The organism is Paenibacillus phoenicis (assembly GCF_034718895.1).
In the GTDB taxonomy this organism is placed as follows: domain Bacteria; phylum Bacillota; class Bacilli; order Paenibacillales; family Paenibacillaceae; genus Fontibacillus; species Fontibacillus phoenicis.
On record NZ_JAYERP010000001.1, the window covers coordinates 87,664 to 113,432 of the forward strand.

23 protein-coding genes are annotated in these 25,769 nt (G+C 53.9%); 14 read left to right on the forward strand and 9 right to left on the reverse strand.

Going from position 1 to position 25,769, the window contains the following annotated elements; all coding sequences use genetic code 11:
* Positions 1 to 103: 103 nt before the first annotated feature.
* From U9M73_RS00360 to U9M73_RS00375, 4 genes are all read right to left on the reverse strand, one after another.
* Positions 104 to 1,324: a phosphodiester glycosidase family protein gene (locus tag U9M73_RS00360; RefSeq protein ID WP_323079033.1), complete on the reverse strand. Its 1,221-nt coding sequence runs from the start codon at positions 1,322 to 1,324 to the stop codon at positions 104 to 106.
* Between the two features lie 612 nt (positions 1,325 to 1,936).
* Positions 1,937 to 3,553 carry an alpha-glucan family phosphorylase gene (gene glgP, locus U9M73_RS00365; RefSeq protein WP_009224644.1) on the reverse strand — a complete coding sequence of 539 codons (1,617 nt, stop codon included), beginning with the start codon at positions 3,551 to 3,553 and terminating at the stop codon, positions 1,937 to 1,939.
* A 175-nt stretch (positions 3,554 to 3,728) separates the two neighbouring features.
* A complete protein-coding gene (locus U9M73_RS00370; protein ID WP_009224645.1) occupies positions 3,729 to 4,322 on the reverse strand; it encodes an SLOG family protein in 594 nt (197 codons plus the stop codon).
* A 500-nt stretch (positions 4,323 to 4,822) separates the two neighbouring features.
* Positions 4,823 to 5,335 (reverse strand): hypothetical protein, encoded by a 513-nt coding sequence (locus U9M73_RS00375; protein WP_009224646.1) that lies wholly within the window; start codon positions 5,333 to 5,335, stop codon positions 4,823 to 4,825.
* 157 nt (positions 5,336 to 5,492) lie between these two features.
* Here U9M73_RS00375 and U9M73_RS00380 point away from each other — a divergent pair, with 157 nt between their 5' ends.
* The gene (locus tag U9M73_RS00380) at positions 5,493 to 6,479 is read left to right on the forward strand and encodes a Gfo/Idh/MocA family protein (protein WP_323075851.1); all 987 of its coding nucleotides are present in this window, start codon (positions 5,493 to 5,495) and stop codon (positions 6,477 to 6,479) included.
* Positions 6,480 to 6,501: 22 nt separating this feature from the next.
* Positions 6,502 to 7,671 (forward strand): SEC-C metal-binding domain-containing protein, encoded by a 1,170-nt coding sequence (locus U9M73_RS00385; protein ID WP_323075852.1) that lies wholly within the window; start codon positions 6,502 to 6,504, stop codon positions 7,669 to 7,671.
* Positions 7,672 to 7,747: 76 nt separating this feature from the next.
* Here the strand turns inward: U9M73_RS00385 and U9M73_RS00390 are convergent, their stop codons facing one another.
* Complete coding sequence (locus U9M73_RS00390) at positions 7,748 to 10,054, reverse strand: helix-turn-helix domain-containing protein (protein ID WP_009224649.1); 2,307 nt, start codon at positions 10,052 to 10,054, stop codon at positions 7,748 to 7,750.
* Positions 10,055 to 10,412: 358 nt separating this feature from the next.
* Between U9M73_RS00390 and U9M73_RS00395 the strand changes: the two genes are divergently transcribed.
* The 7 genes from U9M73_RS00395 to U9M73_RS00425 all read left to right on the forward strand — a co-directional run bounded on the left by U9M73_RS00395 (position 10,413) and on the right by U9M73_RS00425 (position 20,301).
* A complete protein-coding gene (locus U9M73_RS00395; RefSeq protein WP_009224650.1) occupies positions 10,413 to 11,375 on the forward strand; it encodes an ABC transporter permease in 963 nt (320 codons plus the stop codon).
* Between the two features lie 18 nt (positions 11,376 to 11,393).
* Complete coding sequence (locus U9M73_RS00400; RefSeq protein WP_009224651.1) at positions 11,394 to 12,299, forward strand: carbohydrate ABC transporter permease; 906 nt, start codon at positions 11,394 to 11,396, stop codon at positions 12,297 to 12,299.
* 41 nt (positions 12,300 to 12,340) lie between these two features.
* The gene (locus U9M73_RS00405) at positions 12,341 to 13,990 is read left to right on the forward strand and encodes an extracellular solute-binding protein (RefSeq protein ID WP_009224652.1); all 1,650 of its coding nucleotides are present in this window, start codon (positions 12,341 to 12,343) and stop codon (positions 13,988 to 13,990) included.
* Positions 13,991 to 14,041: 51 nt separating this feature from the next.
* The gene (locus U9M73_RS00410) at positions 14,042 to 15,481 is read left to right on the forward strand and encodes an alpha-L-fucosidase (protein ID WP_260069768.1); all 1,440 of its coding nucleotides are present in this window, start codon (positions 14,042 to 14,044) and stop codon (positions 15,479 to 15,481) included.
* A 39-nt stretch (positions 15,482 to 15,520) separates the two neighbouring features.
* Positions 15,521 to 16,567, forward strand: a complete 1,047-nt coding sequence (locus tag U9M73_RS00415; protein ID WP_323075856.1) for a carbohydrate-binding family 9-like protein — start codon at positions 15,521 to 15,523, stop codon at positions 16,565 to 16,567.
* 6 nt (positions 16,568 to 16,573) lie between these two features.
* Positions 16,574 to 19,201: a transglutaminase domain-containing protein gene (locus tag U9M73_RS00420; RefSeq protein WP_323075857.1), complete on the forward strand. Its 2,628-nt coding sequence runs from the start codon at positions 16,574 to 16,576 to the stop codon at positions 19,199 to 19,201.
* A 62-nt stretch (positions 19,202 to 19,263) separates the two neighbouring features.
* Positions 19,264 to 20,301, forward strand: coding sequence for a glycoside hydrolase family 18 protein (locus tag U9M73_RS00425; RefSeq protein WP_009224656.1), 1,038 nt, complete (start codon positions 19,264 to 19,266; stop codon positions 20,299 to 20,301).
* A 188-nt stretch (positions 20,302 to 20,489) separates the two neighbouring features.
* Here U9M73_RS00425 and U9M73_RS00430 read toward each other — a convergent pair whose 3' ends face one another.
* Positions 20,490 to 20,717, reverse strand: a complete 228-nt coding sequence (locus U9M73_RS00430; protein WP_009224657.1) for a hypothetical protein — start codon at positions 20,715 to 20,717, stop codon at positions 20,490 to 20,492.
* A 178-nt stretch (positions 20,718 to 20,895) separates the two neighbouring features.
* Between U9M73_RS00430 and U9M73_RS00435 the strand changes: the two genes are divergently transcribed.
* Complete coding sequence (locus U9M73_RS00435) at positions 20,896 to 21,240, forward strand: DUF1492 domain-containing protein (protein WP_009224658.1); 345 nt, start codon at positions 20,896 to 20,898, stop codon at positions 21,238 to 21,240.
* Entirely contained in the window at positions 21,189 to 21,413 is a 225-nt protein-coding gene (locus U9M73_RS00440; protein WP_009224659.1) for a hypothetical protein, read from the forward strand. The genes U9M73_RS00435 and U9M73_RS00440 overlap by 52 nt, the downstream gene beginning before the upstream one ends.
* A gap of 155 nt (positions 21,414 to 21,568) precedes the next feature.
* Here U9M73_RS00440 and U9M73_RS00445 read toward each other — a convergent pair whose 3' ends face one another.
* From U9M73_RS00445 to U9M73_RS00455, 3 genes are read right to left on the reverse strand one after another with little or no spacing between them, the layout of a single operon-like run.
* Complete coding sequence (locus U9M73_RS00445; RefSeq protein ID WP_323075861.1) at positions 21,569 to 22,162, reverse strand: DUF4825 domain-containing protein; 594 nt, start codon at positions 22,160 to 22,162, stop codon at positions 21,569 to 21,571.
* Positions 22,159 to 22,836 carry a permease prefix domain 1-containing protein gene (locus tag U9M73_RS00450; RefSeq protein WP_036644908.1) on the reverse strand — a complete coding sequence of 226 codons (678 nt, stop codon included), beginning with the start codon at positions 22,834 to 22,836 and terminating at the stop codon, positions 22,159 to 22,161. Before U9M73_RS00450 ends, U9M73_RS00445 begins: the two co-directional genes overlap by 4 nt.
* The gene (locus U9M73_RS00455) at positions 22,833 to 23,192 is read right to left on the reverse strand and encodes a PadR family transcriptional regulator (RefSeq protein ID WP_036644910.1); all 360 of its coding nucleotides are present in this window, start codon (positions 23,190 to 23,192) and stop codon (positions 22,833 to 22,835) included. The genes U9M73_RS00450 and U9M73_RS00455 overlap by 4 nt, the downstream gene beginning before the upstream one ends.
* A gap of 233 nt (positions 23,193 to 23,425) precedes the next feature.
* Here U9M73_RS00455 and U9M73_RS00460 point away from each other — a divergent pair, with 233 nt between their 5' ends.
* The 3 genes from U9M73_RS00460 to U9M73_RS00470 all read left to right on the forward strand — a co-directional run bounded on the left by U9M73_RS00460 (position 23,426) and on the right by U9M73_RS00470 (position 25,605).
* The gene (locus U9M73_RS00460) at positions 23,426 to 23,602 is read left to right on the forward strand and encodes a hypothetical protein (RefSeq protein WP_323075863.1); all 177 of its coding nucleotides are present in this window, start codon (positions 23,426 to 23,428) and stop codon (positions 23,600 to 23,602) included.
* Positions 23,603 to 24,118 carry a DUF6273 domain-containing protein gene (locus tag U9M73_RS00465; protein ID WP_009224663.1) on the forward strand — a complete coding sequence of 172 codons (516 nt, stop codon included), beginning with the start codon at positions 23,603 to 23,605 and terminating at the stop codon, positions 24,116 to 24,118.
* A gap of 458 nt (positions 24,119 to 24,576) precedes the next feature.
* Entirely contained in the window at positions 24,577 to 25,605 is a 1,029-nt protein-coding gene (locus U9M73_RS00470) for a LacI family DNA-binding transcriptional regulator (RefSeq protein ID WP_323075868.1), read from the forward strand.
* The last annotated feature ends 164 nt before the right edge of the window (positions 25,606 to 25,769 follow it).

Below are 25,769 nucleotides of genomic sequence, written 5' to 3' on the forward strand. Positions count from 1 at the left end.
TTCTTTGGAGCTTGTCCCTGCGGGGTGAACTCCTTGGAAGTGCCGTTTTGATTGTTGATGGTCTTACGTTGGTTGGTCGCTTCGTTGCTGTTGACTTTCTTGCTTATTGGTAGGTGACGATCAGCGCATTGCTGATTTTGCGGCCCGGTTGGGTCAGGTATTTCCCGTTATAATACAGGCCGCTGGAGGCGCCGCCGTCGAGGTTCATCGCTTGGTACGCGCCGGCTTGCTTCATGATTTCCGCGAGCTGCGGAATCGTGGCGCCGCCGGTGGTCAGCAGGATCAGCTTATGGTCGCGCGTGAGGCCCAAGGCGCTGCGGGCACCGCCGCCGGTGAGCATTTTCGGGTCCTTGAAGCCCTCCGCTTTGACGTCAACGGCTACTTTGCCATTGACCACAAGGCGCGGCCCGGCTTGAAGCGCTCCCTCCATCGTGCCTGCGTTAAAGGCATCGTTGAAGTCATCGCCGGGGATCAACCGCGCCAGCAGGTTGGAGTCATAGGTGAAGATGGTGCGCTTGTCGCCGGAAGCTTTCATCTTCAACTCGCCGCCGCTGACTATATAGCCGTAAGGAGCTTTGTAGGCGTTATCTGTATAAGCGTTGAAGAACGTGCCGTTGATGGCAACGACAGCCTTATGGCGCTTGGCGAGGCTGCTCAGTTCCTCGACCTTGCCGACCGCGTCGCCAGCGAGCGCCACCTTCAGGCGGACTTTGGGATCCATCAACGAGATGGTGACCATCTGCGTGGAGAAGGAACGTCCGCCCACTTTAAACGTCTTGCGCGCGCTGACGATCGCTTTTGAGGCGCCGGCGCTGGTGAGCGCGCTGCGGCTTGTATACGGCAGGGTCAAGCGGGCATCGCCTTGACCCAGGGTAACTGAGCCGGCGGTTTTGTCCCATTCCGCCGGCAAATTGAACGTGGCGCTGACGAATTGCAGCGGCACGTAGGTCGCGCCGGCCTGGGTGAACGGCGCGTCGGCTAGGGTGGTCGGCTCGCCGTTAACCTCGGCCTTGGCGGAGCCGACCTTCAGGATCGCGGACGTGGCTTCGCCCTGCGCGATCGTCAACTGCTGCCGGGCTGCATCCCACTGAACCTGGATACCGTTCAGTCCGTTTAAGGCCCGGCTGGGCACAAAGGCATGTCCGCTGGAAGCGTCCAGCAGGACGACGTTTTTGGCAGGCGCCGCCGTCGCCGTGCCTGCGGCGGAGGCGGGAGCGGGGGCAGAGGCCCAACTGATGCCGCCGGAGATGAGGCAGACCAGGGCGAGCCCTAGAAGCAGCAGGCGTTTCGCAAAGGCGCGATAGAATATGCTCGTTTTGTTCATCAAGTTGGTTTCTCCTTTTATGTATATTGGGAATCGCTTCTTTAGGTAATATCGGAAATGTATTCGATTTTTCATATACAAAAGGGTGCCAACGACGAAAAAATTGGAATATATTCGGTTTTTCATATAGATTTCGATCAATTCTCTCGAAACTGGGCAAATATATATGAAATTTCATATACATTCCCTTAAAACCGCAGAAAACGCTGAAATGTATTCGATTTTTCGCATACATTTGGTGCGGAAGGGAAGTGGAGACGAACTACATTGTGTGGAAGGTGAGTGTGGGCGCACCCATACCAATAAACAACGGTTCGAAGGGGAAGTTGAGCTGCATCGACACCAAATAAATAACGATAAAATAACGATGCGAGGAGGGGAGCCGCATCCATACCAGTAAATAACGGTTTGGAGGAGATAAACAACGGTGTAAGAGGGGAAGTCACATCCACACCAAAAAACGGTGCAAGTGCAACCCCTCACACTGCGTTGCAGCTTTATCCGCCGCATTCACAATCACACCTCATCCACCACCGCTCTCGCCAAGCTCACCATCCGTCGCATCCACCGCTATTGTCACGTTCACCACTGCTTTCGCCGCATCCACCGCTCTCACCGCATATACAGCTTCCGGTAATACTCCTCCAGCATCCGCTTGGTTGAGAATGCCTCGCGGGTGGTTTCGATGCTGCGCTGCATCATCTGCACCCAGCGGGGGCGATCCTCGTAGTAGGCCGGCACGACCCGGTTGAGCAGCGTGTCGTAGAGCGCTGCGCTGTCATGCCGGTCCAGCTCGTCCGGGTCGGCCGACTCGAAGCCGTCGCCGATCTGCCAGCCGTTCTCGCCGTCCAGGCAGGCCTCCGGCCACCAGCCGTCGAGGATCGAGCAGTTCAGCACGCCGTTGACGGCGGCTTTCATCCCCGAGGTGCCGCTCGCTTCCAGCGGCCGGCGCGGGTTGTTCAGCCAAACGTCCGCGCCGCGGGTCAGCTTGGCGCCGATCGTCATGTCGTAGTTTTCCAGAAACACGACGCTGCCAGGATATCGCTTCATCATCGCGACCAGGTTGCTGACGATCCGCTTGCCAGTTTCGTCATTCGGATGGGCTTTACCGGAGAACACAAGCTGGATCCGTCCGGATTCAAGGTAAGGTGCGATTAGGTCCGGACGGGAAAAGATCAGGTCGCTGCGCTTATACGGCGCAGCCCGGCGCGAGAACCCGATCAGCAGCCGCTCCGGATTCAGCTCCACTCCCGACCGCTCGCGGATCAACCCGATCAGCTCGCGCTTCAACTCCATATGGACGGCCCATACATCGCCGCCCTCGTCATAAGCGCGGAGCATCCGCGGGTCGGCCCACGTCGGCAGGTGGATCGCGTTGGTGATCCCGATGATCTCCGCGCGCCCGGCCACGTCCTTCCACATGCGGTTTGCGGTCTCCGCATGCAGCGCAGCCACGGCGTTGGCGCGGCGCGCCAGCCGCAGACCGGCGACGGTCATGTTAAACGGGTTGCCGCCAATCCGCTCCATCTGATCGCGGCTTAACCCGTTAAAGGCGGACATCGCCTCCAGCAAATCCAGCCCATGGGCTTCGTTGCCTTCCTTGACCGGCGTATGGGTCGTGAACACGACCGTTTCGCGGGTATTCCGCCAAGCGGATTCGAAGGTCAGCCCGGCCTGCATTTTTTCGCGGATCAGCTCCGTGGCGGCCAGGGCGGCATGCCCCTCGTTGAAATGGTACACCTCTACCGGGATGTTCAGCGCGCGCAGCGCCTTTACGCCCCCGATGCCCAGCACGATTTCCTGGGCGATCCGCTCCTCGCCGAAGCCGCCGCCGTATAAGCGAGCGGTAATCCAGCCGTTCTCGCTGCCCGGGAGGTCGGTATCAAGCAAATAAAGTGGATTATTGCCAAACTGTTCGGTTTTCCATACTTTGCAAGGAACCTCGGTATTTTTGATCGTCACCGTGACGGTGATACCGGTGTCCTCAAGAAACTCGTATTCGTGATCGGTAAACATATCGTAGGGCCGTCCATCCTCGCCGATCCGCTGATCGGTATATCCTTGCTTCCACTTGATGCCAACTCCGACGAGCGGAGCGCCGATATCTTTGGCCCCTTTGATAAAATCACCGGCGAGGACGCCAAGTCCTCCCGCATACATTTTAAAATCGGAATGAAGACCGTACTCCATGCTGAAATAAGCAACGGTAGGGAGCTGCCTTTCGCCCATGGGAATACCTCCTTTGCTATGCAAACGTCATGCTGCACTGAAAGCGATTTACGCTATTAGTGTAGTCCGGAGGCGGGCGGAAGGTGACTGAAGGGGGATTGGCCCGTGAGAGCGGGGAGAGAGAGGCAGCGGGGAAATGGGGGATTACTGCGTTAACACCCGGGAAGAAATTCGCTTAAGCCGGGCCATATTCATCCGGGCGGATGTCGCTGTCAACGTAAGCCCGCTCCTGTTCTTCGCTAGCGATTGCTTGAATTTCTTCGGAACCGATGTTGATGTAGACGTAACCGTCCTGGGCTTGCTTCTTTAAGGCACGTTCCTTAAAATATTTCGGGCTTGCCTCGCCCGACTCCTCGTCATAGACGAGCAGAATACCATCGGTCTTCCGGAATAGCAGCTCGTCCCGGCCCGCAAACTGCCAAGGGCCGAGGTAAGGATCTTTGCTCGCTGCAGCATAATGGTCGACCTGGCGAAGAATTTGCGAATAGTAGTCTTTTTTCTCATCGCTCCATTTCTCTTCTTGACGGCTGTAGGCGGTGATGATCGAGCATTTCAGCTGGGGGTACCGCTTCCTCAACTCAAACACAGCTTCGCAAGCCCACAGATCCACGCCGTATTGGCCGGGGGTAATGACCCATTCTAACCCTTCTTCCAACAAGGGGATGAGGCGATGGGTGATCGCTTGACGGATATAGGGAATGCCTGGGTGCTTCTGGTTGTAAATACCGAGCTCATGGGCGCGGTAACCGGTGACGAGCAGATTTTTCAAGTTGATAACTCCTTAGCTTCAGTTGTTCCTAGGGCCGATCGCGGCCACGTAACGTATTATACCTTGCTATCCCTTCCCGGCAAAAACAAAAACACCGCTTCGCGCAGGAGGAAGACCTCACCGGCTCGGCGGTAGATGTTTGACATTGATCATACGCGGGATCAGGCAGATCGCCCAAGCCCATGGCAGCGGTTACAAAAAACGCTACCCATTAACCGTGAATCGAGAGTAGGGTAAATACCGTGTAGAACACTGCGTAAAAAACACCCAGCCCAACAATCCATAGAAAAGCGTTGCCTTTCAATTTCTCCGGTTGCCACATGAGGACTCGCTCCTTTACGTTTCACTGGACTTACAAATGTGAACAAATTGTGTCTGACTTAATTATTGAACATTTTGTGTCAAAAATCAAACAATTTATTGAACGAATTCAAACTTTTTTTGAAATCAACAAAAAACCATGCCCCGTAAGGCATGGTCGGTCGCTCGAGTTTCAGTTATTATCCTTTAAATGGGGAAAAGCCTTCCTCCGCCAAATACTCTCCGGCTTCCTCGCGGGTTTCGAAGGCCATCTCCAGGCTTAATCCGGAGTAGATATACCACAAATCATCCTCGTATTTGAGCGTCAGCTTCTCGCCTTTGGCATTTGCCCACACACCCCCGGTTGAGGTGTTCTGCAGGGAAGCGTCTTTCGATCCGGAGTTCACAGAGGGTGAAACGCTGTCTTCGTCCTTCCGGACGGACAAAGCGGTAATTGACGCCTTGACCAGGCGGCGCAGCTCGGGCTCCGCCATGTCCCGAATATTCACGAATCCTTTGGCATCGGTCTCATAACCGTCCAGCAGCCCGGCGTAAACAAACCCGTTCCCGTTGGGGTGCAGGTGGTAGACGACGGTCTTTTTATCATAAACGCTGCCTTCATAGTGGAAATTTACCCGGCCCAGCGATACGTTTCTTTGTTCCAGCTCAGGGAATGATTTGAAGATTTCCAGTTTCTGCTCAAATGTCAGCATGCAGCCCAACCTCTCAAATGGCGAAATTGCGGGGGCTTGTCCTTCCCGCGTCTATTGATTATAGCATATCGGACGCTCCAATTCGTTCCGTTTCCCCATCGGCGGGTTAGCAGTTATAATGAATGGAAGATGAATCGAGCAAAGGAGGAAGGAACGAATGGGAGAGGCGACGATCAAGTGGGGAATTTTAGCGGCTGGGGGAATTGCCGAATCGTTTGCGGGGGATTTGGCGCATGCGAGCAACGGCGAAGCCTATGCCATCGGTTCGAGAAATCTGGAGAAGGCCAAGGCGTTTGCTGAGAAATTTGGGATTCCTAAAGCGTATGGAAGCTATGAGGAACTGGTCGCCGACCCGGAAGTCGATGCCGTCTATGTAGCTACACCGCATCCTTACCATAAGGAAAATGTGATGATGGCACTGCGTGCGGGAAAGGCTGTCTTATGCGAGAAGCCGTTTACGGTCAATGCCGCCGAATTGGAGGAACTGGTAGCCTATGCCCGCGAACACAAGCTGTTCCTGATGGAAGCGATGTGGACGCGGTTCCTGCCAGTCATCCGCCGGGTGCGGGAATGGCTGGCGGCCGGACGGATCGGCGAAGTGCGCATGGTGAAAGCGGACTTTGGCTTCCGCGCCGGCTGGGATCCGGCCGGGAGGCTGCTCAACCCCGAGCTTGGCGGCGGGGCGCTGCTGGACGCCGGCATCTACCCGGTTTCGTTTGCGTCGATGGTGCTGGGGCCGCACCCGCAAAGCATCCAAAGTACAGCGCATATCGGGGAAACCGGGGTCGATGAGCACTTCTCCGTATTGTTGACCTATGAAAATGGGGCTGTCGCTTCCTTAAACGGCGCCGTGCGGTTGGCGATCGGCAACGATGCTTATATTCATGGAACGAACGGCAAGATATACATTCCCGGGTTCCTTAACGCGACCACGGCCACGTTGTATGTCGATGGGGAAGAGCCTGAGACCGTGACCGATGATCGGACCTTTAAAGGTTACGCCTATGAGGCGGAAGCCGTCGGTCTGGCCCTGAATGCCGGGTTGACCGAAAGCAGCGACATTTCGCTCGATGAATCGCTGGCTATCCTGCGCTTGATGGATCAGATTCGCGGGCAATGGGGGCTGAAATATCCGTTTGAATGAAATGAAGAAGGAGTAGTTTTACATGACTGATCAGACGAACCAACTGCTAGAGGAGAACAATATTAAGCATGCGATGATTGGCGAGGTGATGCATCGGCTGTCGGACATCTTGCCCAGCCTGACCAAGACCAGGCTGGCGGCGTTAGCCGCCGTTTATAGCATCCCTGGCCGCTCCAAGATGAAGAAGGAGGAGCTGGCCGCCGCCGTTCAAGCAAGCATTGAGAATCCCGAATCGCTGGAGGTTGCTTTACGAAATAGCAGACCGAAGGAATGGGAGCTGTTCGCCTCGCTGCTTTACGGTTCCTATCAACCAAGCAACGCGACACCTTTCGGATACTACTATTATTTCCTGGATCGCGGCTTGCTGTTTACTTTTTTCACTGATAACCAGTTGCACCTGGTGATTCCGGACGAAGTGAAGGCAGCCTTCCGGAAGCTGGATCAACCGGCTTTCCGGCAAGCGCTGGAACGAAGCCACCGGCTCTACAATTACTTGATGGCCGCGATTAATCTGTATGGAATCATCGCGCCAGCGAAGCTTACGGAAATCTATAACGCGCAGAACAGCCATGCATCCATCACAGAAGAGGACTTGCTGCAACAGCTGAACCAATTTTTACTCCGGACGGATCAGTATTTTGAGCTTCGTCAGGGCTATATCGCCTCCTTGGACATGGAAGACAAAGAATTTGACGAGCTCAAGGGCAAAGTGCAAGGGAAACCTTACTACGTGCCGGAGGCGCAGGAACTGCTTAAATATGCGGATCAAGACTACTTTGAGATGACTCCGCAACTGACGGCGTTGCGGGAGTTTGTGACGAAGGAGTTTCATTTGGATGCGGAAAGCGCGGAGTATTTAGTAGACGACATTCAACTCGGCTGCTCGATGGAAGCTTCCTTGCAGGATCTGCTCTACGAATTCGAACGTCGGGACCTGAACTTCTCGTCGCAGAAGCAGGCACAGCAAGCGGTAGCCCTCATTGGCGACGTATACGATCACACCCGGATGTGGTCCAATGCCGGACACACGTTGGACGAGCTGCGCCGGATGCAGGACAATTCCGGAAGCTCGCAAGCGAGACCTTCCATTCGCGGGCATATCGTTAAGCAAGCCCGGTCGAACAAGATCGGCCGCAACGAACCTTGCCCTTGCGGAAGCGGTTTGAAGTACAAGAAATGCTGTGGAAAATAAACCAAAGCATCAATTCTAAAAGGCTGCCTAAGCACTCAAGCTTAGGCAGCCTTCTTCTCATTCTGGAACCACCGTCTTATCCGACATCGGCCGAGTCCGAAATCGGTGGATTGCTGGATTCCACCTGGGAGTACAGTTTGCGGTACTGGCCCGGAGTTAATCCGGTTTCCTTCTTAAACTTACGGATGAAGTTAGGCGTGTCGAGGTAGCCGACCCGCTGAATAATGTCCTTCAGTGGATCGTTGGTGGACGTCAGATCGTTCATCACCGCCATCATCCGTTTTTGCCAGATGTATTGAACGAAATTGATTCCCATCTGATCTTTGAAGGAGCGGCTGAAATGGGACACCGAAATCGAATATTTGCAGGAGATTGCTTCCAGACTTAACGAGTGATCCATATAATTGCTGTCGATGTAGGCGATAATTCGGTCCATCAGGGAATGCTCTTCCTTGCGTTCGTTATGCAGCGCCAACTCGCAGATCCGCGAAGCAAGGCCAAGGAAATGGCGCTCCAGCTCCTGCAGGGAATTAAACGCATCGGAACTTGGGATTTCGTAGGTCCAATCGCGAATATCCATCTCCATTCCCGTTCGCAGAATTGTATTCAAGATGTCAAAGCTAATGCAGCGCTTCATCTCGACGGATAGCTCCGGATTTTGCAACACCTTCATCGATTCGCCGATCGTTTGGGCGGCCACTTCGTAGCTGCCTTGCTTTAAGCTTTGGGACAGCTTCAGCAACTCGTTCTTAGGCACCCAGGACGTTTCTCCCGGCGCATGGGACAGCTTCTCGAAGAAGGTGATGCTGCCATGCCCGGTAAACATCCGCGATTCAAACGCCGAGCAAGCCTCAATAAACGATTGGTTCAGTTGATCAGGATCGCTGTAATAAGTACCTACACCGATAACCGGGTCGATCCGGAACTGCTCCAGCAGATTGTCGTGGATGCGGTGGACGATCCGGCGGAACTGGTCGGGTCCGGACCAGGAGTCGACCTTGTCAAAGCCAACGATCAGAGCGATTTGTCCGGGTTTAGGCAGCTCCACGCTGTAAAGGCACGCGCCATATTCAGGAATTTCCGCCGCGGCCAGCCGCCCGATCATCGCCTGCCAATCGTGGGTGTTCAGCCGGCTCTTCGCCGCTTCATCCCGGCCGATTACCATGGCGAAATAATGCGCTTTGTTCAGGTTGATCTCCAGCGAGCTTAACAGCTCTGGCATCAGGCTGCGGGCGTTTCCGTATTTCAGCAACATCAATAGAAAATGATTGCGTGCATACGGCTCCTGCAGATCGGCGCGCGAGCTGTATTCCTGCAGCGCCGTACGGATGCGGTCCAGCTCGTTGCCGGTTTTGTGCGGTTTGGCAGCCAGTACGCCGGGCTTCGATTTGGAATCGGCAAACTTGACGAGGTCAAGAATCGGATGAAGCTGACGCCGCGCCAAGATCAGAGCCGCCAAGGTTCCGACGACGGTCAGCACAGCCAGCAGCAGAATCATTAGGCTGCGCAGATGCATCACGCTGTCAAGGAACTGCGAGCTGGGCATCAAGGTGACGTATTCCCAGCCGTTGGTCTCTGACTTGACCGAAACCACGGAATGCGATACCCCGCCTATCTCGATGCTGTGGATTCCTGTTGAAAGCGCAACCAATTGTTGTAAGTCCGATCCCTGAAGCGATTGTTCTTGATTGTTCTTGGAAGCCATGACACGACCGTGGTTATCGAAAATATAAGAAGATCCTTCATAGTTGCCAAGAATTGTATCGATCAGTCGGGTTAATTCCGATTTTGGGATCAAGTACATTAATGTCCCGTGCGGGTTCGGGTTGTTAGGTGTAATCGGAACGAGATAAGCCAAGACCGAATGCTGTATCGTTCCGTTCTGGTTCAGCATCTCGGTGGAGTGAATGACAGGAAACTTGACGGAATTCAGTTCCTCAACCAGTGTAGAGCCTTCCCAGTTCAGAAAATGATAACGTTCGTGAAACACGTCCAGACTTGTCATCCCGGCGGTGGAATAAATCCTCTCATCGCCATGGAAGTAAAGGAACATTTCCCCGATGATCGGGCTGGTCGCCTTGTAATTTTTGAGCGCATTGATCGCCTCTAAGCTGTAATACGGATCATGCACGCGATAACGGGCCAGTTGATCGTCATAAGCAACCCGCGAAGCGATATCGCTGAGCTGCTTAACATGGCTGTCCACGATCGTCTTGGCCTGCGTTAACTGGTTCAAATGGGATTGTTCAATTTCGGAGCGGAGATTGCGGACCGCGCTGTTATAGATGAAGACCGATAACAATGCAAGTGGAACCAGTAGCATGAACAAGTAAGACCAGGTGTATTTTTGAAAAAGCTTAGACTTAAAGTAATTCAGCTTCACGTTACGTCTGCCCCCTCGCCCGCTCTATTTTATTTTTTTATATAAAATGTAAAGGAGTTTGCCGGATAACGCAAGGGAGGAAAGTAGCGGAAGCGGGTGGTAAAAACATGTTATTTTTGCTTGCCAGCGCTTGTTCTCTGGCTTTATTCGGCTTAGATCGCGGCATGAACCGTAAAAAAATACACATTTCCTCCATTTGTTCAGGACAACTAAGTGTTAAGTTTATTTACATGAAAAGATATGAAAATCAATCAATTTGTTAAAATTGCCACGGCGTTTTGTTATCTCGAAGCAAAATGACATATTTACGAAGGCCTGGCGGCCCCATTACACTTCAGAAAAAAAGGAGGAGTCGCCGATGCAGAAAAGCGCACCAACCGCGATCGACACCAGGCCTATAACCCCAATCGCTACCAAAAGTAAACTTAGGACAAAAATCCTCCGGAATTGGCAATTGTACATTTTTATCGCACCTGCATTATTAAGTATTTTGATCTTTAGCTACGTGCCGATGTACGGGATTCAAATCGCTTTTAAAAACTTTATTCCCGTGAACGGAATTTTGGGCAGTCCATGGGTTGGCTTCGATCACTTTGTTCGTTTCTTTAATTCTTATTATTTCTGGGATCTGCTATGGAACACGCTGGGGATCAGCTTATACGGGCTGGCCGTAGGGTTCCCGCTCCCGATTATCCTGGCCTTGGCTTTCAACGAGGTGAAGGACGGCTTCTTTAAACGTACGGTTCAGACCGTAACCTATGCACCGCACTTTATTTCGATGGTCGTAATGGCGGGGATGATCATTACGTTCCTGACGCCTTCAACAGGGATGATCGTGAACTTGATTGAAGCGTTTGGCATCAAGGCTCCTGACTTCTTGTCCGATCCTCGCTGGTTCAAAACGGTGTATGTGCTGTCTGACGTATGGCAAGGAACCGGATGGGGCACGATCATTTATTTGGCCGCATTAACCGGGGTTGATCCGGGTCTTCATGAAGCGGCTATTTTGGATGGGGCCTCGCGTATGCAGCGGATTCGGTACATCAATATTCCGGCGATTCTGCCCACGATTACCATCCTGATGATTCTGAATATGGGCAGTCTGCTGGGCGTTGGGTTCGAGAAGATCCTGCTGCTGCAAAACCCGCTGAACATGGAATCCTCCGACGTCATCTCGACGTTCGTCTACCGGTCAGGCTTGCTGGATGCGCAGTATAGCTTCTCCACGGCGGTTGGCTTGTTCAACTCGGTTGTTAACGCGATATTGCTTGTCACCGTCAATCAGATCGTTCGGCGCGTCAGTGAAAACAGCCTATGGTAGAAGAAAGGAGTGGGGCATGTGGTATCGGCAATTAAGGAAACTCGGCGGGATCGCATTTTTCTAGCATGCAACTATGCGTTTTTGTTTCTGGCGCTGGTCATCGTCGCATATCCGATTATTTACATCATTAGCGCCTCTGTCAGTACCCCGAAATACGTCTCTTCCGGGGAAATGTGGTTATGGCCGATGGGCCTTACCTTCGAAGGGTATGAACGGGTGTTCCGGGATCCGCAAATCTGGACCGGCTACGGGAACACCATTCTCTATACCGTTGTAGGGACGCTGGTGAATCTGGCGGTGACCATCCCGGCCGCCTATGCGCTTAGCCGCAAAGACTTTGTTGGGCGGAACCTGTTTATGGGGATCTTTATGGTAACGATGTTCTTCAGCGGTGGTTTGGTCCCGACCTATTTGCTCATTAAGGATTTGGGCATGGTCAACACGATGTGGGCTTTGATCCTGCCGGGGGCCACCTCCGTTTGGAATCTTATCGTTTGCCGGACGTTTTTTCAGTCCAACATCCCAAAGGAGCTCCAGGAGGCCGCAGAAATCGATGGCTGCAGCAACTTTCGGCTATTTTTCCAAATTGTGCTGCCCTTGTCGACTTCGATTATCGCGGTAATGGCTCTGTTCTTCGGGGTAGGTCACTGGAACAGCTACTTTTCAGCCATGATTTATCTGAATGACGATGCGAAATATCCGCTGCAGCTTGTGCTACGGCAAATTCTTGTCCTGCAGGAGATGTCGGCGCAAACCGGTTCGATCGACGCCGCTACCGCAACTGCCTTAAATAACCGGGCGGAAGTGGCCGCGCTGGTCAAATATGCGGTGATTATTGTAGCGACGCTGCCGGTCATTGTGGTGTATCCTTTCCTGCAACGTTATTTCGTGCAAGGTGTCATGATCGGTTCCGTTAAGGGATGATCTTGCCATACATTCAAAATATTCAAAAGGAGGATTCATTCATGCAGAAGCTGAAAAGACGGGGAGCATTAGCCTTAAGCTTGCTCCTGCTGGCCTCGTTGCTGGCAGCCTGCGGTTCGTCCGGCAATTCGGGCAACACGGCAAGTAATTCGGGAAATGGGGCGAATTCGGGAACGAACGCATCCAATTCCGAACAAGCTGGTGAAGTGAAGGGCGTTAAGAAAGAGGGATTCCCCATCGTCGATGAGCCGCTTACGCTGACGATGTTTGCGCCCGATGCCGGGATGGCTGATTGGAGCACGATGCCCGTAGTCCAAGAGATGGAGAAGCTGTCGGGGATCAAAGTGGAGTTCCAAACGGCTCCTATCGATAGCTTCAGTACGAAGAAAAACCTGGTGTTCGCCAGCGGTGACCTGCCAGATGCACTGTACGCAGCGGACATTACCCCTGCTGAGCAAGTCACCTATGGCAGCCAAGGGATTCTGATTCCTCTGGAGGATCTGATTGACAACTACGCTCCTAACTTGAAGAAGATCCTCGACGAGAACCCAGATATTCGTAAGAACATCACGACGACGGATGGGCATATTTATGCCCTGCCGTTCATCGATACCGCAGCGGTATGGTATCGCGGTCCGATGTGGTATAACGGCAAGTTCTTGAAGGCGTTAAACGCCGAAGAGCCAAAGACCACGGAAGAGCTCTACACCTATCTGAAACGGGTGAAGGAAGAGGATCCGAACGGGAACGGCAAAGCCGACGAAATCCCGCTCTCGTCCGTGAAGCTGGACGATCTGCGGATGTTCTTCTTCGGGTTCTGGGGGATGTATGACACGACCATCTATGCCGATAAGGACGGCAAAGTGCATTATGCGCCGCAAGAAGAAGGTTATAAAGGGTATTTGACCTTTATGAACCGCCTGTGGAAGGAAGAGTTGCTGGATCACGAGACGTTCTCGCAAACCGATGACCAGAAGAAGGCAAAAGGGAAAAATAACCAAATCGCCTTGTTCAGCGATTATCATCCCTATTTCACGCTCGGCGGGGAACCAAGTGATGAGCATCCGCTGATGACGCCGGTGGCGAGTGAAATTGCCGGTACGCCGGTTTACGGCAAGCATCCGGGCATGTCGGCCAACGGGACCTTCGCCATTACGAAGAGCAACCCGAATCCGGCAGCGACGATGCGTTGGATCGATTATCAATACAGCTATGAAGGTGCAACCTTGTGGACGCAAGGTCCGGAAGGACTGTTGTGGCAGTACAAGGACAAAGAGAACAAAGTGAAGGAATGGCTGCCGGTGCCGGATGGCAAAGACCGTGAGGAGTATCGCGGAACGATTACACCAAACTACGGTATTTTGACGCCGGGGGTCAACCTGAGCGAATTGACGAACGGCTTGAAGACAGAATTTGACGAATGGATTGAACAGCAAACCCAAGAGAAGCTGGCTCCGATCGGCAAACCGCCGTTCCCGAACGCCTTCCTGACGACCGATGAGCAATCCGAGGTGTCTGCGTTGCTGTCTGACCTGAATACGTATGTGACGCAAATGGAAGCGAAGTTCGTTACCGGCCAGGAATCGCTTGATAACTGGGATAAATATGTCAGCCAGCTGAAGAAAATGGGCAGCGATCGCATTGCCGAAGTATACCAAGCCGCTTATGACCGTTGGAATCAAGGCAGCTAAGGTAGCTAATACGAACAAATAAATCTATCGGACCGAGATAAGGAGGCATCCATGAGCGAGAAGGAAATCGCGTATCAGGAGCCGTCGGCCGAGCCGCAGAAGGCGCCCTCCGAGGCGCCTTTTGCAGCTGAACCGGCAGTGGAGCAAGGCGTGCACAATTACAGCAGTGAACGGAACTGGGTGAAACCGGAAGATCCGTTCATCCTCGAGCGGCTGGAATGGTTCCAGGATCAGAAGCTGGGCCTGATGATGCACTGGGGGCCATACTCCCAGCTTGGCCTGGTGGAGTCCTGGGCGCTGAGCGATGAGGACGGGGACTGGTCCCGGAACGACATTGACTGGATCGATGACATGGAACAGTTTAAGCAGGAATATTTTGATTTGAATCGTACGTTTCATCCGATCCGCTTTCAGCCCGAATTATGGGCGAAAGCTGCAGCTGATGGCGGGTTCAAGTATTTAACGTTTACGACCAAGCATCATGACGGATTTTGTATGTGGGATACCCATACCACCAACTACCGGATCACCGGGCCGGATTGTCCGTTCCATATGCACCGTTATGCGGATATTTGCCGGGTGCTGTTCGATGCGTTCCGCGCCGAAGGATTGGCGATCTCCGCCTATTTCTCCAAAGCGGACTGGCATACGCCGTATTACTGGGCGCCGGGCATGGAACGGGGCCGCAGAATGTGGCGCGGACCTTCGTACGATCCGAAGCAGTACCCTTGGCTGTGGGAGCAGTTTGTTCAGTTTACCCATGCGCAAATCATGGAGCTGATGACGCGGTATGGCCGCATCGATATGCTGTGGCTGGACGCCGGGTGGGTGAATGCCCGCCGCGGTCAGGACATTCGTCTCGGCGAAGTGGTGGAGAAGGCGCGGCAAATCCAACCTTGGTTGTTGACCGCGGACCGGACGGTCGGCGGGCCGTACGAGAACCTGATCACCCCCGAGCAAACTGTGCCGGAGCGGCCGCTCACCGTCCCTTGGGAGAGCTGCATCACCATGGGGCATTCGTTCTCGTTCAGCTATAACGACAGCTATAAGTCCGTCCGCGAACTGGTGCATCTGCTCGTCGAAATCGTCGCCAAAGGCGGCAATCTTGCGTTAAACGTCGGGCCGCAGCCGGACGGGAGGCTGCCCAAGCCGGCGTTGGAGCGGATGAAAGGGTTAGGCGAGTGGCTGAAGGTGTACGGGGAAGCGATCTACGGGACACGGATCTGCGAGCCGTATGCTTCCGGGAACATTTACTTCACCCGCAAGGGAGAGACAAGATACGCCTTGATGCTGGTGCAAGAGGACACCGAGGCAATTCCGGAGGAAGTGCTTCTGCCGCTATCCGCTTCCGGCATCATCCGGATCGACCTGGTCGGCGGCGCCGAAGCCTTGGACTTCCGACCGTCTTCCGAAGGCGGGGTGGCGGTGCGCCTGCCCGACGCCGCGCGGCAAGGGGAGACGCCGATCGCGATCGTGCTGCGCATCCGCTAGGCAGTCTTTACTTAAGTCAGGAAGGGAGAGAGAACAACGGTGAATTACAGCGAGGTGCCTGAACCTTCAATCGAATATGCGCCCAAAACCTATGTCTGCAAGCGGGCCGCCGGGCCGCTTGTCCTGGACGGGCGGATCGACAAGCCGTTCTGGGATGCCGCGGCATGGACCGACGACTTCGTGGATATCGAAGGCGATGTGCGGCCCAAGCCAAGCAAACGGACGCGGGCGAAAATGCTGTGGGATGATGAATACTTCTACGTGGCGGCCGAAATGGAGGAGGACGAAATTTGGGCGACGCTGACGGAGCGGGATTCGGTGATTTTCCATGACAACGACTTTGAAATCTTTATCGATCCAGATGGCGACAGCCACCTATATTATGAATTTGAAATCAACGCGCTGAATACGGTATGGGATTTGCTGTTAGTCAAGCCATACCGGGACGGCGGACCGCCGGTGAATGGCTGGGATATTAATGGGTTGCGCACGGCGGTAGATATCGATGGGAAGTTAAACGATCCGACTGCAAAAAATCGACGGTGGAGCGTGGAGGTGGCCCTCCCGTGGGCCGCGCTGCGCGAATGCGCGCCGGAGGGGCGTCCGCCGGTGCCGGGCGAGTTCTGGCGGGTGAATTTTTCCCGGGTAGAATGGCGTGTGGAGGTGCAAGACGGCCGCTACGTCAAGCAAATCAATCCTGAGACCGGGAAGCCTTATCCCGAGGACAACTGGGTATGGTCCCCGCAAGGAATCATCAACATGCATTATCCCGAGCTGTGGGGTTATGTAGTCTTTGCGGACGAGGGAGCCGATGCGGGCGGCGGATCCGCCGGTTTCCCGCTGCCGCAGGACGAATATATCAAATGGGAGCTGCGCCGACTGTATTATCGCCAGCGGAACTATTATGCCCGTAATGGCCGATTTACGGCGGAGCTTACAGAGCTCGTCAGCGCGGAAGAAAGGGATTCGCTACGCATTCATCCGACGGTCGAGGCCGCGAGAAGAAGATTTGAGATTTCCGCGCCAGCTTCGGACGGCAAGGGAATCTATTATATCCGGGAAGACGGAAAACTGTGGAAGGAGTGAGCGTTGATGAGCGTGGAGACGCCGGTGTTTTCGTTAAGTGAACAGGAGCTGGAGCAGATTGAACGCAAGTTTACGGACATCCGAAAGCTGGCACAGGGCCGGGAGAAGGAATTGTTTGACGTTTTTGACGGCCCTTTAACTGCCGAAGAGGCGTGGGCTTTAAAATTTCTATATGTGCATATGCCGCTAAATGATCTGGCCGATTATGACGGCACGTTTTTCTTGACCCATGTTCGTCAGGCGCTTGCCATCCGTAAGCAGGTACCTTGGGGCGCCCGGGTGCCGGACTACCTGTTCTTGCATTTTGTGCTGCCGGCCAGGGTGAACACCGAGAACCTCGAGGATTTCCGTGAGGTCATTTATGCGGAGTTGGGGCCGCGGACGGCGGGCTTATCGATGGCGGAGGCGATTCTCGAGGCGAATTACTGGTGCCATGAAAAAGCCACCTACATCGGCAGCGACTTGCGCACGCTGTCGCCGATCGGTATGATTCGCAACGCGCGCGGGCGCTGCGGCGAGGAGTCCACGCTGGCGGTTGCGGCGCTGCGCAGCATCGGCATTCCGGCGCGGCAGTGCTACACGCCGCGTTGGGCGCACTGCGACGATAATCACGCGTGGGTCGAGGCTTGGGCTGACGGCAAGTGGCATTATATCGGCGCTTGCGAACCGGAGGCCCGCCTAGACCAGGGGTGGTTCAGCGGTCCGGCACGACGGGCAATGCTGGTGCATACCCGCGTCCCGGCGACCTATTCCGGGCCGGAGGAGATTACCGTCAAGGGCGGCCCGTATGCGGAGCTGAACCTGCTGGCGAATTACGCGCCGACCCGGACGATCGCCGTGGAGGTGCGGGAGGCGGACGGCACGCCGGCGGCTGGGGCAAAGGTGCAGTTCCAGCTGTACAACTATGCCGAGCTCTTCCCGCTGGCCGAGCTGATCACGGATGAGCGGGGCGAAGTCCGGTTCACGACCGGTTACGGCGATCTGATCGTTCGGGCCGTGCGGAACGGGGCTTGGGGGCAGCGGAAGATCCGCATCGCCGATGGCGACCGGTTCGAGATCGTGCTAAGCGGAGCGGTGGCGGAGCAGCCGGCTGGAAGCGAGGACTTCGAGATGGTGCCTCCGCCGGAGCTGGAGGGTCCGGAATCTGAGCCGCTCCCTGCGGAGCAGTTACAGCGGCATGAAGAACGGGTGGCCGAAGGGGCTGCATTGCGCCGTGCTTACGAGGAGACGTTCTTAACGGAGGAGGATGCCAAGCAACTTGCTGCCCAGCTTGGGCTGCCGGCAGACCGGGTATGGAAAGTGCTTGAGCCTGCCCGCGGCAACAGCCGGGAAATCGCCGCTTTCCTGGAGGAGCGCGTCCCGGAACATGGCGAATGGCCGCTGCTTCTGCTCGAAAGCTTGCGGGAGAAAGATTTGACCGATACGATGCGCGAGACGCTGGACGACCACTTGACCGGATCGTTGCCATGGAAGGATTCGTACAACCGGGAGCTGTTCGTGACGTACGTGATGTGCCCGCGTGTGTGGTTTGAGATGATCACCCCTTACCGGAAGGCGCTTCAGAATCAATTTACCGAAGCGGAGATCAAATCTTATCAAGCCGATCCTTCCCGGATTGCTGAGTTCCTGAATGAAGGCTGGAAAGTGCATGAGGGACCGGGGAACCTGCGCGGCAAAGCAGGACCCCTGGGCACATTCCAGCTGCGGATTGCGGACCAAGGTGCGCTGGACATTCTGTTCGTCGCGTTATGCCGGAGTCTCGGCATTCCGGCAAGGCTGCATCCAAGCGAGCTGAAGCCGCAGTATTATGCGGCTGGTACTTGGGTGGATGCGGCAATCGGAAGCGTACGAGAAGGACAGGCGGAAGCCGAGGGCCGCGCCGGCCAATTGCTGCTTCGACGCGAAGCGAATGGCGGAACCGACGCACCAAACGCCTCTTATATGGAGAACTTCACCATCGCCCGGCTGGAAAATGGGTTCTATAAAACGCTGCTGTACCCGCACGGCAAAACCGATGTGTACGATACGGCGTTTGATGTTGAGCCGGGGGATTACCGGATCACATCGGGCGTACGGCTGAAGGACGGTACCGTGCTGGGACGGTTCACGTACTTCCGGGTGGTGGAGCAAGAGCAGACCGAGGTTACGCTGACCTTTCCAGCTCCATCACGGCATATCCCGGTGTACGGGACACCTGATCCCAAAACGCCGCTATGGCAAGCAGACGGGACGGAGACAACGCTGGGGGCGTTATGCCAAGGGCCACGCGGCGCGATGATCGCTTGGCTGGTGCCGGAACGGGAGCCGTCGAAGCATCTGCTGCGTGAAACAGGAGAGCTCGCGGAAACGTTTGACGTCTTGGGGATCCCGGTTATTTTTGTCCTTGGGCGTGAAGAGGACTCACCGGCTCCCGTCGTCCCTGAAGCCGCTGCCCGCTTGCCGAAAGGCGCGGTATTCGCCGGCGATCCGGGTCACATTGCGCTACGCCGGTTCACGGACGCCGGCATCCAGTTAGGGAGCGGAGGGTTCCCGCACCTATTTGTCCTGGACCATGAAGGGAACGTCCGTTACGTGCAATCGGGTTATAAGCCGGGAAGCGGCAAGGAAGCACTCCAGATTTTAAGCGATTTGTAGCTGTGTACGACGACAACTCAGATTTGCGCGAGTAGCCGCGCAAACAAAGGGAGGAGCACCAAATGAGCCGGAACTATGTGGTGGCGGGATACGTTAGCGACCGCCACCTCCCTGAACTGACGAAGGAAGAGCTGAAGAAGCTGACCCATATCAATATCGCCTTTGGCCATGTGCGAGAGGACCGGATTCAAACGGGACATTTGCAAAACTTGGGCCTGCTGCCCGAACTCAAACGGGAGAATCCTGACTTGACGGTCCTGCTGTCCGTAGGCGGCTGGAGCGCCGGCGGCTTCTCGGAGGCCGCTTCAACGGAAGCCGGGCGGCAGGCAATGGCCGAGTCGGCGGTCCGCGCCGTCACGGAATATGCGCTTGACGGGGTCGACCTGGATTGGGAGTATCCCTGCTATGCCGAGGCGGGGATTGCTGCCAGCCCGGACGACAAGGCGAATTTCACGCTGCTGCTGCGGACGATGAGAGAGGCGCTGGATCGGCAAGGCGAACGGGATGGCCGCCATTATGGGCTGACGATCGCCGCTGGGGCGGACCAATATTACATTGACGGTACGGAGATGGCTGAGGTCCAGCGTTACCTTGATTTCGTCCAGCTGATGACGTACGACATGCGCGGCGGCTTCCAGACGTTGACCGGGCATCACACCAACCTGTACACAGGAACCGGGGACCTGTTCCGCATCAGCGTTGACGCCTCGGTGAACCTGTATATTCAGGCCGGGGTGCCCAAGGAGAAAATCGTCATCGGCGCAGCGTTTTATTCACGCATGTGGAAGGACGTACCAAACGTGAATCGCGGGCTGTATCAAATGTCTCCCGGCCCGGGTGGGTACGGCCCGGACTTTACTGCATTAGCCGCCGAGTATATCGACCGCAACGGATTTGTCCGTTACTGGGATGAGGAGGCGAAAGCGCCGTATCTGTTTGACGGCCAAACGTTTATCTCCTATGACGATGAAGCATCGATCCGCTGTAAATGCGATTACGTCAAGGCGCAAGAACTGGCCGGGGTGATGTTCTGGGAGTATGGCTGCGATCGGACGCACCGGCTGCTTGATGCACTGTACCAAGGGTTAAAATCACCGTAAGGAACAATCTTAAACTTTCCTAGCCCGCAAAAAGCCTCATGCTTCGCCAACCTTGAACCAAAGGGATAGCGAGCAGCATGGGGCTTTTTGTTATGACATCAATCGTTCTAACTTTGCCGGGCCCGTCATAGATATAAATAGGGGTGTTTTTACCCGCATCTGCGGTACAACCTTAGGCCTGAGGATTTTCACAGTTTCCTAGATTCTTTGCTGCCGGAGGCTCCTGAGGTCTGCCGATCTTCGCCCAGAATATCATCCAGCCGCTGCACTTCTTCGGAGAGAGCCTGCAAGGAAGCCTCGATGTTGCCCAATTTATCGCCAACGGTTTGCAGCACATATTTGATCAGGATGAAGCAAAGTGTGACGGGAAAGCCAACATTAGCAACCAACGACACAATATCTGCAACCTGCATCATGGGTACCTCCTTGAACTTTTTTCGGGCCCTTCACTATATGGGGAAAAAAAGTTTGTCATGGCACAACCAAAATATAGAAAAAATGTTATAATCATTACTACTTATATAATTATGGTTGTATAACCCCCTTAAAAATTTCCCTATACATAGAAGATGAAAATGAAAGGGGGAGGTAGTTTTGAAGGAACAACATACCGTGTACGAGCAATATCGGAAAGAAGTTTATCGTATTGCATGGAGGGTTCAATACAGAGCGAGAGTCGTCAGAAAACGGGAATGTTCATTCAATGGAGTCGAGCCGGCCGTAACCTGCTTCACCTCATCTTCTGATAATAAAATTGTTGTAAGACAGCTGATCAATGCGCTTCCTTCTACGACGGGAAAAACGATCATCTCCAAAATCTATCTACAGGACAAAACGGAGGGGGAAGTCGCCCGCGAGTTGAATATGAGTCAGCAAGGGGTGAACAAATGGAAACGAAAGATGATCAAAGAGTTGTCCCGGATGATGAAGAGTTCCTGAGTTTGCTTCAGAAAGCAAGGGATAACGATCCCGATGCGACGTTAAAGTTAATCGAGCTGTTTAAAGGCGATATTGTGCATATAAGCAAGTATATTCATATGTCCGAAGAGGACGCCGTTTCCGACATCATTCTCGAGTTTCTGGAGATGATTAAGAGGCGGGAGGAGAAGTAATTGACATGCAAAAAAAGTCGGTCAGGAAGTTCATTCCTGATCGACTTTTTTAAATTTTTTGATGAATCCGGTTGTAAATGCGGTTTTTGATTTTCCCTTAGAGATGAGTGCGGTAAAGGGGCTTTATCAGATAAAAGCGTTGGGAGAAGGAAGCGTTAAACGGATAGAGTCTCGGTCTCATGGAAAAGCTCCTGGAACGCTCGCCACGCGTAATCCCGATCTGTCAGCTTGTTTTGCACCGCAGCTTGCCAAGCGGCATGGTCGGTGGTTAAAGACGAAAACTGATCTACGCCGTACCAGTCTAGCAGTTCTTCACGCGTTACACGGTAGGCCGCCGAACCTTCGTTAAAAATCACGGCCTCCAGGTTATCGATATAAGCAAAAGCGGCCGTGACGCTGTATAAATACGCTCGATCGCGATCGACATCCGCCATCGGCACCGAAGAATCCAGATTCACTTGCACGGTGAACACGTCCGGATCAAGGGCAAAAGAACGAATCGGTCCCAGGGGGAGCGAAAGGAAGAGGCCCGAAACTTTAGAAGCATTGCCCATGTAAGGTGTCGCAAAAGAGGCCGTACGGGTGATGTCATGGGTCAGCGGATTGTTTTGCGCTTCGTTGTAGAGCGCCTCCTGCTTATCCTGGCGCGGTAGCGCCACGCCTTCCACCACGCCCAAGCAGACGAATCCGGCAAGGAGCAGGGCGAAAATTCCGATGTTCCAACGTTTGAAGGTTTGTCTCGTCGTCATGCTTCCCAATCACCTACTTCATGTTTTGTCAGCAACGAAGCGCTCAGCTGGAACGCCAGCGGAATCCCAATCGTGAGAAACGGCTTGGCGTATTGGATGCCCAGTAGCGCAAACTGATAAGGACCGCCGATCTTCACTTGATAGCCAAACCAGATATTGCTCCCGAACCGGAGGGCCGTAATCGCGAGCAGGGTGACAAGAATGAACAGCCCCCACAGCAGCCACACGATTCGGCTTCGCCGCCGGGCCGCCGCGATATGTCGCGGAGCCGTTACTTCAAGCGCTTGGCCGCGCCACGTTAAATGCAGCACGAGATAAAAGAGGCCAAGAACCAGGACGAAGCCCAGAAGGAAGAAACTTAACGGCGTGCGTTCGATCAAACGTAATGGAATAGTGAAGATCCACAGAATGATGGCTAAAAACAGCATCTTTTGCATCCATTCCAAACGATAGCGGTTTACATAGATCAGCGGGTGTTCGTCGATCAGCCCGTCGATGCGGGTGAGGCTGGATGTTGCCGTTCGGACGGCTTGTTCGTAATCCATTCCGCCAGCCATGAGATCGGCGACTTTGGCTTCCAGATTACCGATGATTTCCTCTTTCATCTCACGGTTTCGTCCGGTTGCCGGGTAGCCGGCAAATAAACGATCCACGTGGTTTTGCAACGAATTCATGATGGGGATCCCTCCTGTTTCTCGATCAGAACGTCGATGATCTCGCGGGAAAATTTCCATGCCGCCAAATTGGCTTTGTAAACCTCGGCTCCCGCAGGGGTGACATGGTAATATTTGCGCCGCCCGCCCAAACTGCGATCTTCCCCCCAATAGGATTCGATCAGCTTCTGGGCCTCCAATCGCTTTAAGCTGGTGTAGAGCGACGGCTCTTTCAATTCGTAACGTCCTTGGCTAATGGAGGAGATGGATTTCATGATCTCATACCCGTAGTTATCTCCCTCCTCCAGCAGCACCCGAAGAATAATCGTATCGATGTGGCCGCGGATCAAATCCCGGCTGATGGCGCTGTCGTTCACTTTGTTCACCTCTTTTGAAACAATGTAATACATATTACTATGTGTGTCAATGTAGTTGATGCTTGGTTACTTTGTCACTAGATCGCTAAGTCAGTAAGTTACTAGATCACTAGATCACTAGATCCTATGGTCGCTTGTTATTGGCCGAAGAAGAAGTCTCATCGATTAGTTGTTGCGGCCCCCCTGGGAACTTGTTGTAAAATAGATAGACTGAAGAAGAGGAGGGGAGTCTTATGGATGGTAACCATCAACCTGCTTCTATGCCGCTCCATCATGCGATTCATCCGGGGGAACGGATGACCTTCGGCTCGTACCCCCATTCAGCCGATGGGACGGTACAGCCGATCGGACGGTACAGCCGATCGTATGGCGGATTCTCCAAAATTCAGGCAACGAGTTGTTTCTGTTGAGTGAAGAGATTTTGGACTGCAAGCTTTTATCACGGGAAAAGCGCGGATGTTTCGTGGCGGGATGCCGTAGACATCATCTGGCGCGACTGCGATTTGCGGCAGTGGTTAAACGAGGAGTTTTTCGCTGCTGCCTTTAGCCCGGAAGAGCAAGCGTTGATCGAGCCGGCTTATTGCACAGATAACGGGGAAGGCTGCCCCGATACGGAGGACAACGTGTTTCTGCTGAGTGTAGCGGAGGTGAAGGCATTCACCGCAAGCCTTGGCAAGGACTGGCTGACCGCCGTAGGGACGGATTATGCGAAATTGAAGAAGCCCGACGGCTGCAGCCTTTATGTCTATGACAAGGGCGAGGAAGTCAATTATGTGCTGCGAAACGGTCAGAAGATGGGCTGTTCCTGGTGGTGGCTGCGCACGCAGGGCAATTTACCTTCGCGCGCCCATTTTATCGGTACGGGATGCAGCATCCGCAGCTATCAACGTCAGTCTGGCAAGGGATGGCGTGCGGCCAGCAATTAAGTTGAGTTATGCTCAATGAATGGATTTAACGGAACGTACAGCCCTTATTTCGCATGGAAGCAGCTGGTCGGAACTTTTAACGGAATCAGATGACGTTATTTGGCTCGAATAGGCTAGAGCGAGGTTGATTTACGTCCAATAACGGCCTTACGTTCCGTTAGAACGGGAAATCTCGCGGGAAATGGACTTTAGCGTCATCTGGTTCCGTTAGAGCAAGAACGAGGTATATCGTCTGGCCCCCAGTCAGTCCGTTTACGCTGCATTTGAACTTCTTAGGTAGGGAAATGCCAATGGGGGAGTGCTTACGAGTAGCCGGACTCAAAGGGATAAAGGTGAGAAAGGGGGCGGACGGGCTAGGGTCACCCCTAGGATTGTAAGCGCTTCAAAAAAATCTTGTCATCGAAAAAATCCCTTGTTATAATCGCATTGAAAAGCTTTTCAAATCGAGGATACAAACGATGAACAAAAACAAAAGCAAACCAACGATCCGTGATGTTGCTAAAAAGGCGGGGGTCTCCATCAGTACGGTCTCGCGCGTCATGAACGCGCCGGGTACGGTGGTGGAGAGCAAGCGAAAGCGCGTGCTGGAGGCGATTCAGGAACTGAACTACCAGCCGAACGCGTTCGCCCGCGGACTGATTTACAAGAAGTCTTTTACCTTAGGATTGTTGATTCCCGATATTGAGAACATGTATTACGCGGGAATGATCCGGGGAATGCAGGATGCCTGCAACAAGCTGGGGTACAGCCTGATGATCTGCAACACGGACCGTGATAAGGAGCGGATGTTGTCGTATATCGATACGTTTCATGAGAAGCAGGTGGACGGGATCGTATTTGCGAGCGACAAAATGTTTCCGGAGTATTACGAGAAACTGATTGGTTGCCGCATCCCCTGTGTCATGGTGTCGTCCCATTCGGACGACTACGATATTCCGTGCGTCGAAGTCGACGACGAGGCGGCAGCTTATGACGCAGCCGTTTACCTGATCGAGCTTGGTCATCGCCAAATCGGTATGATTGGCTTCAATCACGACAATTCCATTTCAGGCCCGCCGCGATTCGCCGGGTTTGTTCGGGCCATGAAGGAATACGGACTGACATCGAATATCGAAAACGTGAAATTTGCCAGTCACTATTTTGAGCATGCGTATCAGGCGGCACATGAGCTGTTTACCGAGCATCCTGATTTGACCGCGGTGTTTTGCGTTGCCGACGAATTTGCCATGGGGACGATTTCGTATCTTCGGGATCGGCACATTCTTGTCCCGGGGCAGGTGTCCGTCATCGGCTTTGACAACCACCGCATGGCCAGCATGTATATTCCTAAGCTGACCACGATATCCCAACCCATCTATGATCTAGGCCACCGTGCTGCAGAGAAGCTGCATGAGCTGCTGACGACCGGGAGCGTGGCGGTGCCCAGAGAGATCCTCCAACACAAGCTGGTCGTAAGGGAATCCTCACGGGAAAGAACCACGGTGTAGCCAAGTAATAACACACACAACGCAATACAACACATACAACGCAATACAACATACACAACGTAACACACATCGTAACACAACACACGCAATGTAACACAACTCACACATTCCAACACTCACCACGAACCATTTGAATCGTATTCTGAAAAGCTTTTCAAAAAAGC